At 45.2% G+C, this 11,545-nt stretch carries 8 protein-coding genes; 7 read left to right on the top strand and 1 reads right to left on the bottom strand.

All coding sequences use genetic code 11. The features are described 5' to 3' along the window. The 7 genes from putA to B9J84_RS14315 form a co-directional block, all read left to right on the top strand. Positions 1–2,517 (top strand): bifunctional proline dehydrogenase/L-glutamate gamma-semialdehyde dehydrogenase PutA (putA, locus tag B9J84_RS14345; protein WP_094124421.1); only part of this gene is annotated, 2,517 nt, incomplete at its 5' end. Between the two features lie 21 nt (positions 2,518–2,538). Continuing rightward, entirely contained in the window at positions 2,539–3,237 is a 699-nt protein-coding gene (locus tag B9J84_RS14340; protein ID WP_017042347.1) for a 1-pyrroline-5-carboxylate dehydrogenase, read from the top strand. A 68-nt stretch (positions 3,238–3,305) separates the two neighbouring features. Then, positions 3,306–4,796 (top strand): sodium/proline symporter PutP, encoded by a 1,491-nt coding sequence (gene putP, locus B9J84_RS14335; RefSeq protein WP_017044927.1) that lies wholly within the window; start codon positions 3,306–3,308, stop codon positions 4,794–4,796. Positions 4,797–5,011: 215 nt separating this feature from the next. Continuing rightward, positions 5,012–5,239 carry a hypothetical protein gene (locus tag B9J84_RS14330; RefSeq protein ID WP_013868195.1) on the top strand — a complete coding sequence of 76 codons (228 nt, stop codon included), beginning with the start codon at positions 5,012–5,014 and terminating at the stop codon, positions 5,237–5,239. Positions 5,240–5,457: 218 nt separating this feature from the next. Beyond that, positions 5,458–7,347, top strand: coding sequence for a methyl-accepting chemotaxis protein (locus B9J84_RS14325; RefSeq protein ID WP_013868194.1), 1,890 nt, complete (start codon positions 5,458–5,460; stop codon positions 7,345–7,347). A 220-nt stretch (positions 7,348–7,567) separates the two neighbouring features. Further along, positions 7,568–8,050 (top strand): Lrp/AsnC family transcriptional regulator, encoded by a 483-nt coding sequence (locus tag B9J84_RS14320; protein ID WP_010317305.1) that lies wholly within the window; start codon positions 7,568–7,570, stop codon positions 8,048–8,050. Between the two features lie 21 nt (positions 8,051–8,071). Further along, complete coding sequence (locus B9J84_RS14315; protein ID WP_094124420.1) at positions 8,072–9,487, top strand: coniferyl aldehyde dehydrogenase; 1,416 nt, start codon at positions 8,072–8,074, stop codon at positions 9,485–9,487. Here B9J84_RS14315 and B9J84_RS14310 read toward each other — a convergent pair. Next, positions 9,484–11,382, bottom strand: coding sequence for an SgrR family transcriptional regulator (locus B9J84_RS14310; RefSeq protein WP_094124419.1), 1,899 nt, complete (start codon positions 11,380–11,382; stop codon positions 9,484–9,486). The two genes, B9J84_RS14315 and B9J84_RS14310, sit on opposite strands and share 4 nt — an antisense overlap. Positions 11,383–11,545 lie beyond the last annotated feature (163 nt).

The following is an 11,545-nucleotide window of genomic DNA, read 5'->3' as shown; positions in this document are numbered from 1 at the left end:
ATGCGTGATAAAGGGTATACCTATTCATTTGATATGCTCGGTGAAGCGGCGTTAACCACGGCCGATGCCAATAAATATTTCAAAGATTATTTGATGGCGATTGAGGCGGTTGGCCGCGAGAAATATGGCTTATCAACCAGCCCGGCACCGTCCGTATCAATCAAGCTTTCTGCATTGCATCCGCGTTATGAAGTGGCTAATCAAGAGCGCGTGCTGAGCGAGCTTTATAGCACACTGCTACAGCTTTTAGCCCGTGCTATCGAGCTGGATGTGGCGATCACTATCGATGCAGAAGAAGCAGACCGTTTAGAGCTGTCATTAAAGCTATTTGAAAAGATATATTGCAGTGAGCCCGTGAAAGGGTGGGGGAAATTTGGTTTAGTTGTACAAGCTTACTCTAAGCGCGCTTTACCCGTTTTAGTTTGGCTTAATGGGTTGGCGAAACAGCAAGGTGATGTGATCCCACTGCGTTTAGTCAAAGGGGCGTATTGGGATAGTGAAGTGAAGTGGTCTCAGCAAAGTGGCTACAGCAACTATCCGGTATACACACGTAAAGAAGCTACTGATGTAGCCTATTTGGCTTGCGCTCGTTTTCTTTTAAGCGAGGGTGTTCGTGGTCATATTTTCCCTCAATTTGCCAGTCATAATGCACAAACCGTGACCGCGATTGCGGTGATGTCACAACACAAAGATTTTGAGTTCCAGCGTCTGCATGGCATGGGTGATGCTCTTTATCATCATGCAATGAAAGCCTATCAACAATCGGTGCGAATTTATGCTCCAGTAGGTAGTCATAAAGACTTACTGCCTTATTTAGTTCGTAGATTGCTTGAAAATGGTGCGAACAGTTCGTTTGTGCATCGTTTAGTTGATGCTCGTTGTCCTATTGATACGTTAACGCAACATCCTGTCGATATGTTGCTCTCGTTTGATTCTTTACCAAATACCAAAATCCCTTTACCACCGCATATCTTTGCCGAGCGCGTTAATTCCTATGGCGTCAATATTGATATTGAAAGTGAGGCAACGCCTTTTGAAGCGAAAGTAGAATGTTGGCTCAGTAAACAGTGGCATGCTTCTCCTATCATCAATGGTGTTATTCAGTTCGAAAGCATGATCAAGGCAGGGGCATCGCCGGAAGTTGTGACTGCGCCTTATGACCGTAGGAAGCATGTTGGACAAGTGGTATTTGCCAACCTTGATCATGTTTCCGAAGCTATCTCAATAGCGGAGCAATCCTTTGCTGCTTGGAAGCAAGAAGAGCACAGCGTTCGCGCGGGCAAACTTGATAAACTTGCTGATTTACTCGAAGAGAACTTGGCTGAACTGGTCGCCATTTGTCATCACGAAGCAGGGAAAACCATTCACGATAGCATTGATGAAGTCCGCGAAGCGGTAGATTTTTGTCGCTATTACGCCAAACAAGTTTCCGCGTTAACACCCTTTGAAGTGACGAGTTTTGATAATGAAAAGCGAAAAGTGAGCCGTGAAGGTCGTGGTGTTTTCGTGTGTATTAGCCCATGGAACTTCCCTCTTGCGATTTTTCTTGGGCAAATCACGGCAGCGTTAGTTGCGGGTAATACGGTCGTTGCCAAACCCGCAGAACAAACTAGTTTGATTGCTTCGCGTGCCGTGGAACTGATGTTGGAAGCTGGCTTTCCTGCTGGCGTTATCCAATTGTTACCTGGACGTGGTGCAGAAATTGGCAGTGCGCTGACTTCTCACCCTGCCATTGCCGGTGTCGCGTTCACTGGATCAACGGCGACCGCACAACGTATCAATCAAGCTCTCGCTCAACGTGACGCCGCGCCAGTGCCGTTGATTGCAGAGACGGGTGGGCAAAACGCGATGATCGTTGATAGTACGGCTTTACCCGAGCAAGTGGTGAGAGATGTGATTCGTTCTGCCTTTGCTTCGGCTGGGCAGCGCTGCTCTGCATTACGAGTGCTATTTGTTCAACAGGATATTGCCGATCGCATCATCAGCTTGATTCATGGTGCGATGAATGAGCTCAAGATTGGTCTTCCTTACCTCCACAGTACAGATGTCGGCCCTGTTATTGATGAAAAAGCCAAACAAAAGTTGTTCTCTCACATTGAACAGATGACCAAGACACAGACCAAAGTTGCGCAATTAGAACTCAGTGCGGAGTGCCAACACGGCGATTTTGTACCGCCAGCGGCTTTTGAAATTTCAGATATTCACTGCTTAACCGAAGAACAATTTGGGCCGATCTTACATATCGTGCGTTTTAAAGCGCGTGAGCTGGCCGATGTCGTGCAGCAAATTAATCAAACTGGTTTTGGTTTAACCATGGGAATCCATAGCCGCAATGAAACGACGTATCGTTGGATAGAAAAACACGCCCGAGTAGGTAACTGTTACATCAACCGTGATCAAGTGGGTGCGGTGGTGGGCGTGCAACCATTTGGTGGGCAGGGGCTTTCTGGTACCGGACCAAAGGCAGGTGGCCCACATTACTTATACCGTTTTACTCAAACTGAATTTTCTCAGTAATAAAGGCTCAGGAGAATTAGCATGGTTCATCAAGTAACACGTTTTTCTGACGCTTTTTCAGCATGGGAAAATTGGAATATCACCGATTTTGATTCTAAATGTGAGTGCTTACTTTCATTTAAAAATCTACTAGAAAGCGCTATGCCACAACTGGCAACAGTGATTTCTTACCATCTTCATCAGGCATCGGCGCTGTTGGCGCATTCGCATCAATTGATCGGTCCTACTGGAGAAACCAATGAGCTATACACCGCAGGTCGGGGCGTGGCTGTGATCATCCAAGGTGAACACAGTGATAAAGCGCAACAGGCGGTGGCAGCTCAGCTTTGTGCCGCTCTTGTGGCAGGCAATAGCGTCGTCTTATGTAGTGACGATGCGATGTTGATTCGAACACTGCAAGCGGCATTTGAGCAGTCAACACTCCCTACTAATCTCATTCAGTTTACGTCTTTTGATGCTTATCATCCGTTGATGGCGTCGGACGTTCGAAGTGTAGGTTACGTTGGGAACACTTCGGTTGAGCGTAGCCTCAACCGTCAGCTAGCTGATCGTAATGGTGCGATTGTCAGCCTAGTTTCTGAAACGGACTTGAGCGCGATCCCCGTGGCTCATGATCCTCACTTATCGTTGCGCTTTATTACCGAGCGTACTCGCACAATAAATATAACAGCAGTGGGTGGTAATGCGACCTTGCTTGAGCTTGGTAGCGAAACCCATTAATCCTTTCTGTTTTATCCTCTTCTTCGGAAGAGGACATGGAAGGCGATCTTTTAAAGAGGACAAACACAATGGAAAATAGCTTTGCTATTACAACCACCTTTATCCTGTATCTTATTTTGATGCTGGCTATTGGTGTGGTTGCATACCTTCGAACGAAGAACTCCGCAGATTATTTCTTAGGAGGGCGATCACTGGGCCCTTGGCCTGCGGCTTTATCGGCGGGTGCATCTGATATGAGCGGTTGGTTATTGCTCGGTTTACCTGGTTACGCGTACGCCGCTGGTATTGAGGCTTTCTGGCTAGCGGGTGGCTTATTATTGGGCACATGGGCTAACTGGTTAGTGAATGCTAAGCGCTTGCGCACATATAGCATCACGACAGATTCATTAACATTACCTGAATTTTTATCACGCCGCTTTAATGATAAATCTAAACTGATTCAAACCATTTCAGCCTTCTTTATTTTGCTGTTCTTCCTCTTTTATACCAGTTCTGGCCTTGTAGCTGGCGGTAAATTATTTGAAACGGTATTTGGTTTAGATTATTCAACCGCAGTTATTATTGGCACCATTTGTGTGGTGTCTTATACACTGTTTGGTGGATTTTTAGCCGTTTCTTGGACTGACTTAGTGCAAGGCCTATTGATGGCAGCGGCATTAATGATTGTGCCCATCGCGGCAATCAACGGTGGTTTGGGTCAACTGAGTCAAGATCTATCCGCAATAAACCCAGAGCTATTGACGCTGTGGCATGATGTGAAAGGTGAGCCGTTAACGGGTGTTGCCATTATCTCATTAATGGCATGGGGGCTTGGTTATTTTGGTCAACCCCATATTTTGGCGCGCTTTAAAGCGTCTCGCTCAAATAAAGATCTCACCACAGCACGTCGTATTGCGGTCATTTGGACCGGTTTATCCATGGCGGGAGCCTTGTTGGTTGGCTTAGTTGGGCTTGTTTATGTGACGAACACCGGTTCGCTGGAGCTGGCAGATGGTGAAAAAATCTTCATGCTGCTAGTGAATGCGATTTTCCATCCAGTTATTGCAGGTATTTTGCTTGCGGCTATTCTTGCGGCAATTATGAGTACCGCTGACTCGCAATTATTAGTTTCTTCCTCTGCGTTAGCGGAAGATTTTTATAAGCAAGTCATCAAGCAAGATGCAACGTCGGAGGAGATAGTTCGTGTTGGCCGCTTTGCTGTGATTCTAATTTCCATCGTTGCGTTAGTGCTGGCCATGACACCAGATAGTTCCGTGCTCGGCTTAGTTTCGTATGCATGGGCGGGCTTTGGCGCCGCATTTGGCCCTGCAGTGGTATTGAGCCTTTATTGGTCTCGAATGAACCGCAATGGTGCACTAGCCGGCATTATTGTTGGTGGCGTGACAATTGTGGTTTGGAAACAACTGTCTGGCGGTTGGTTTGATGTGTATGAAATTGTTCCTGGGATCATTTTCTCTGTACTTGCGATCGTTGTGGTGAGCTTAGCGACAGCTGAACCCGAAGAAAGCGTGAGAGCACAGCACGTGACCTTTAAAAAGCAGCTGGTTGAACTAGATTGACATTCATACCGTTGTTCAATAACTAGCCCCTTTCTGAGGGGCTTTTTTGTAAAGGTTAGATTGTGTAGTGTGCTTAGCAGAAAATAAGGAGATTGGGATGGACGTTTTTTGAAGATAGCTCACGAAACACACACTAAAGTTTGAGAAAAATGAACCTGTAGGCGCAAAATGTGTCAATTATCAATAATGATGCAAATTGTAGGGATTATTGGACCATGTCAAAAGCTTATTGCACCTGTTGTCGTAAAGAGACACCACATAAAGTCGTGATGAAGCGCTGTCAGTCAGAACCTTGTTCAACGTGGCAAGGTGTTCAAAAGTTTTTTGCGCTCATTATACAAGGTGAACCTCATTACAAAATGGAAAAGCAAGGTTTTTGCCGAGTATGTAATCACCCATCAACATTAAGCCACACCGACTTCTCACGCGTCCGCGTTCTCTAAATACTTCCAGCACTGCGCTAAGTTTTTTGGCGTAGTGCGCCTCTCGCTCAAAAGATAATTTTGCTTTTATTCGGCTGACTAAGTTTGATTTAGTGCACATTCACGTGCCGTTCTATTGCACGAGTGTCAAGTATTGGGAACTTAGGCAAAGTAATAATCCATAGTTGTAATACTCTCAAGCCCATTACTTTGGTGAACAAGCTTCAAGGAGCATTGCAATGCAATTGAGTTTAAAGAGAAAAATGGTGTTCTCTGTGGTTGCTGCTATTACATTGACAGCCGCTGCATTGGTTATGGTTGGCTATCAAACCTTTAAAACCGACAGCTGGAGAGCGATTGAGAGTGAAGCGCGTAATACATTACAGGCTCATGCAAAAGGGATTGGTGACTGGTTTAATGGCAAACAAAAAACGCTGCTAGGATTAAAAAACGAAATCGAGCGTAATCCGCAATTAGACATTGTTCCTCACCTACGCCAAACCTTGGAGTCTGGTGAGTTTGGGCTGAGTTATTACGGTAATGAACAGGGCGATATGATCCGCAATGACGGATCGCGTAACCAAAATGGTTATGATCCCCGTGAGCGTGGTTGGTATAAAGAAGCCAAAGTCGCGGGTAAACCGATCACAACCGCCCCCTACGTCAGCGTTACCATGCAAACCTTAGTGGTGACATTGGCAGAACCTGTCCGTCAAAATGGCCAACTGATTGGCGTCGCCGCTTCCAATTTAGCTTTGGGTAAATTGATCAAGGACGTCTTAGCTATTGAGGTTCCCGGGAAGGGCAATGCTATTTTGGTGAATACCAAGGGGCTAATTGTTGCCCATCCCAATCAAGAGCTTATTTTAAAACCTACCCAAGAAATGGCCTCACAACTGACCATTCAAAGCATATCAGAGGCGGCAAATTCTCAATTACCACTCTTTGTTGATATTGATGGTCAGGCCAAAGTATTGATGGCGCAAAGTATTGAACATACCGACTGGCTGTTGGTTATGGTGATGGACAAAACGGTTCTTGAACAGCCACTCAATGACATGCTATTGAAACAGAGCTTGATTGGTTTGATGATTTTAGTGATCTTGGCATTAGCGACCTCATGGTTCGTCGCTCGTCAGTTGAATGAGTTGAGTAATATTGCTCAAGCTTTGTCAGATATCGCCGAAGGTGATGGCGATTTAACCCGTCGTTTAGCCGTTCGCAGCGATGATGAAGTCGGTATCTTAGCGGATAAGTTCAATAAATTTGTCGATCGCATCCATGTCATGGTGCAAAGCGTGCGTGATGTTTCCGTTTCCCTTAACCAAGGAGCGACACAGGCCGCGAGCTCAGCCAGTCAACGTAGTGAACGGATTCGTACTCAACAAGATGAAATTACTATGGTTGCAACTGCGGTAACTGAAATGGCGTCTGCGACCGCTGAAATCGCGGGCAATGCTGATAATACCGCTAAAAATGCCAATGAATCGGTTGAGCTTGGTGCACAAGGCTATCGCCAGATGCAGCAAAGCAAACAGTCAATCAATCAGTTAGCACAAGAGCTTAGCAGTGCTGTGGGTATCATTGGTGAATTAGAAGTGCACGCTAATGAGATTTCAACCATTCTGTCGACCATTCGCTCGATTGCAGAGCAGACAAATTTGTTGGCCTTGAATGCGGCGATTGAAGCGGCGCGCGCCGGAGAGCAAGGTCGTGGCTTTGCGGTTGTAGCTGATGAAGTCCGAGTGCTTTCTCAGCGTACTCATGCCTCTACCGAGGAGATCCAGTCTAAAATTTCCGGTTTGCAAAAGGTAACGACCAATGCTGTTTCTGTCATGACGGAAAGCCATAAACTGGTCGAAACAAGTGTGCAAGATGTGAACCATACAGGAGAAAGCTTACACGCAATCAGCGAAGCCATTCAGATGATCAGTGATATGGCGACACAAATTGCATCAGCAGCAGAAGAGCAATCTTTGGTGACAGCGGATATTAATGGCAACACCGAATCGGTACGTGAAGTCAGCGACCAACTCGCCAGTGATGCGCAAAATGCAGTGCAACAAGCTCATGAAATGCACCGTTTAGCGAATGAGTTAGATAAAGAAATTTCTCGCTTCAAACTGTAATCATCTCAACGTACTCAAAGTAAAGAGGCGATAAATAGATTACAACCAAGAAAGTGGGTGCTTGCTCACTTTCTTTTCCTTTTTTCTCCTCAGTCTTTTTATTCTAACGTTCCCCTATTCTATGTGATTTATATCACAATGCCTTGTGATGATAGGTTGGTTTAACGCTGTAAGCCATTATTGTATGCCATATCACTTTTTTTGAGCGCCGTGCAAAACCATGAGCCTAGACCGCATCGACCAACAGATTTTACGTATTTTGCACAGTAAAGGACGGCTTCCCGTTGTTGAGCTAGCAAAGTTGGTGAATTTAACCACATCTCCTTGTTCTGATCGTGTCAAACGCTTAGAAAAGGAAGGGTATATCAAAGGCTACCATGCAGAACTTTGTCCAGAAAAGTTAGGTCTGGATGTACAAGTGTTCATTCATATTCGATTGGATCAAACCAGTTTCTCTATTTTTGAGCGTTTTTCACAAGCAGTGGCGGACATCCCAGAAATTGAAGCATGTTATTCATTGTCCGGTGATTTTGACACCATGATCAAAGTGAGAGTGAAAGATATGAAAGCCTACCAAAGTTTTATGTCTGGCAAGTTGGGTACATTGCCGGGAGTGATTCAAACGCGCAGTGAATTTGTGATTGAAGAACATAAAGCCAGCTTTGGCATTAATCCTGAGCTCATTTCCAAGACGCTGCCTTAGCTGCGAATGAGGTGAAATACGGTGCAAGAAACAGAACAGCAACAGCCCTTAACTAAAGACGTTACGACACTTTTTACTAGATTAAAACAGCAGACAATAGCAGAGCCGTATCCTAGCCTTGAGCAAAGACGTATTTGGTTGCAGTGCTTAAAAAACGCGTTACTCAGTGAACAGGCCGCGCTCGTTGAGGCCTTAAATCGGGATTATGGTTATCGAAGTCGCTTTGATAGTACGGTTTGCGATCTGCTACCGGCCGTTTCACACATTAATTACACGCTAAAACACCTCAAATCGTGGACAAAATCGCAATCGCGTCATGCAGGTTGGCTATTACTGCCGTCGACAGTGAGCGTTCACTATCAACCCTTGGGTCTTGTGGGGGTGATTGTACCTTGGAATTTTCCTATCGTGCTCAGTATGGCTCCATTAGTTACCGCATTGGCAGCAGGTAATCGCGCTATGGTCAAATTGAGCGAATATACGCCCTGCACCAACCAAGTGTTGATGCGTATTTTTGCGACGGTCGATGAAGCGGTTGATACTGTAGAAGGTGGGGCTGACGTTGCCGCACAGTTCAGTGCGTTACCCTTTGATCATCTGTTATTTACGGGGTCAACACCGGTAGGTAAATTGGTTGCCCAAGCGGCTGCGAAAAACCTAACACCAGTAACGTTAGAGCTTGGCGGGAAATCCCCCGTGATCATTGCACCTGATGCTGACCTTGCGCGTAGCGTTGATAACATCATGCTTGGCAAAGCCATCAATGCAGGGCAGATCTGTGTTGCTCCTGATTATGTTTTACTGCCGGAAGGCAAACAACAAGCCTTTGTGGAGCTCTATCTGCAACGCTTTAAGCGCTATTTTTCCACTAAAGATGGCTATGATACGTCACATATTATTAATCAAACCCAGTTTGATAGGCTGCAACAATACTTAGACGATGCTAAACAAAAAGGGGCCACATTGCATCCCGTAGAAGGCGATGCAAAAGCGGGAACGTATCAATTTTTGCCTTGCTTAGTGACGAATTTGAAGGTTGATATGTTGTTATCCCAACATGAGATATTTGGCCCCATATTGCCGATATTGAGTTATCACAGTTTGGATGAAGCGATAGCTTATATCAACGCTCGCCCACGTCCGTTAGCTTTATATTTAATGAGTGATGATCACGAGGTGATCAAACAGGTTAGTACACAAACGCATAGTGGTGGCCTAGCTGTGAACGATACTCTGTTACATGTGGCCGCCGATGATGCCCCCTTTGGCGGTATTGGCGATTCTGGGGTTGGGCACTATCACGGGATTGAAGGTTTTAAGACCTTTTCACACGCCAAAACCGTATTGTTTTCTAAGCGTTGGTTGCCACGTAGCCAGTGGATGCTGCGTTATCGTTTAGTGATGCTGGCAATATTACGCAGGCTATTTATTCGCTAATCAATGGACCACACATTTTTAATATCAGGCCATCCCCAGTTGGTCAGTGCAACGTCTTTGAGCACACCCTGAAAACGTAATGTTTGCTTATGGTGGAACAAAGGGACGAGGCAGTATTCGTTGATCAAACTCGATGCTAGCGGTTCCAACGCGATAAGGTAGTGTGTCAATGGTGTCGTTGATCGAATGTCGATTAACGCTTTGAGCAGCCATTGGCTCTCTGCGGGGCCAATGCAATGGTGCAACATTGGGTTGCCAAATAAGTGGCTAAATGCACTGAAATGCCGGTTGTCATCTAAATTAATATTGGTGATAACTATGGTCTCGTACAATTTGCCTTGCTGGGCCAGAAAATTCAATTCTCGGTAGGAGTAAATGTTGACGGCAGCAGCCAGCCCCATCTCCTCTAAAATATGTTTCACACCGAAGGCGCAATGAATCAGTACCGTGTAGTCATAGACGGCAATCGAGATTTGATTTGGCAGGCTTGCTTTGGGCGCTGGTGGTCGCACCACAGGTTGCCATACTGGCAGTAGGTTACTGGCAACGACTGCGTCAAACTTAGTTGGTTGTTGTGCTAAATAGTGCTCTAGTTTTTCTCCAGATATCTCGGTAGCTAGGTAGCGTTTCTGATTTTCATTAAGAGGTGAATGAGCACCTTGATTGAACAAAATAAACATGCAACCATCTTCCACTCTTGATGATTGATTAGAGGTGATGATCGCCAGTTCTTCAACGTTACTCAGCTCTACATCGTGGTGGCAAGAGATGTTTTGTTGCTGATTTTTTTGTTTGATATGCATGCCTTGAGGGTACAACTCGTCTTCATTTAAAATCCAAATTGTGACGTGATCCGTTAAAGCTCGGCAGCCATAGAATTGGTCAAATGCGCTTAAAATGAGTTTGTGAGGTGAGTGATCTTGAACTTGAAATGGGCCACAACCTGTCACCATTGGGGAGTATGCATTGTTCACTTGGCTGGCTGGTTGAATTGAATATTTGACGCCAGAGAGCAACCCTGCAAATCCTAAATCAGATTGATTAAGAGAAAATACTACTTTTTGTGGTTGTGGTGCGCTTACATCAACCAAATGCGCGAGCTCTTTTTTGTACTCTTCCAAACTAGAGAGTTTGGCAAATAAACTCACGATCGTATTAGCATCAATCGGTGAGCCATCGTGAAACGTTAATCCGGGGCGAAGATAAAATACCCACTGAAAATGTTGTGCATCATACTCCCAGTGATGGGCTAATTCTGGATGAAAGCGTCCTTGTTCATCACACTGGATGAGGCAGCAATAGATTTGCCTGAGCAGAAATCGCTCACTACTACGCTGTATTTGATGGGGCACTAGCCGTTCAAATGGTCGTTTATACGTCAGTTGAATGTGTAAGCGACCTTCGCGAATAGATGCGCCGGAAGTACTTTGCAACAAACGCCCAAACACTACCTCATCATTATCCAGTATGGTTAAGGCTTTTTCATATTTCCCAGCCAAAATTTGCTCTTTCGCGAGCATTTGTTTGATTGTGTCTAAATCGAGGTTCAGGCGCAGTATCGAGCGTTGGTTACGTCCGACTTTGGGTTGCCACTTGAGCCAACCTTGTTGCTGCATTTTAGCCACCAGATTTCGTGCATGACGCGGTGAGGTGAATAAACATTCTGCAACCTGTGTTAACGACACTTTAATCTCTTGACCCACACCAAGCACGGTCAGGCGTGTGTAATAACGTAATAAAGTAAGATCAGACACTCGCAAATCCTCTGGATGAAAGGGAAGAGATAGGCAGTTCAGTTCTTCGCACGGCCTTGCGCTTTGCCCTCCTTGATGGTCAAGTTGTTTGGGTATAGTAGCGAATTTATGAAGAACTAAATAAGAAATATTAATGATCATTTGTTCCTCATTTATTGATTTTTAGTTTTTAAATATCGTTTTAAGGCTAATTTCGATGATATGAGGAATTAAAAAATAAAAAATTCTCAGTTTTTGTATTCCTTGTTTTGATTCACAATCAACGCATCGATAGCTGAGGAGGTGAATGATGAACGACCCCATA

It is taken from the genome of Vibrio sp. V03_P4A6T147, from assembly GCF_002241085.1.
Taxonomy (GTDB): domain Bacteria; phylum Pseudomonadota; class Gammaproteobacteria; order Enterobacterales; family Vibrionaceae; genus Vibrio; species Vibrio anguillarum.
Note: the sequence above shows the minus strand (reverse complement) of the source record. Positions and strands in the feature narration are given on the sequence as shown.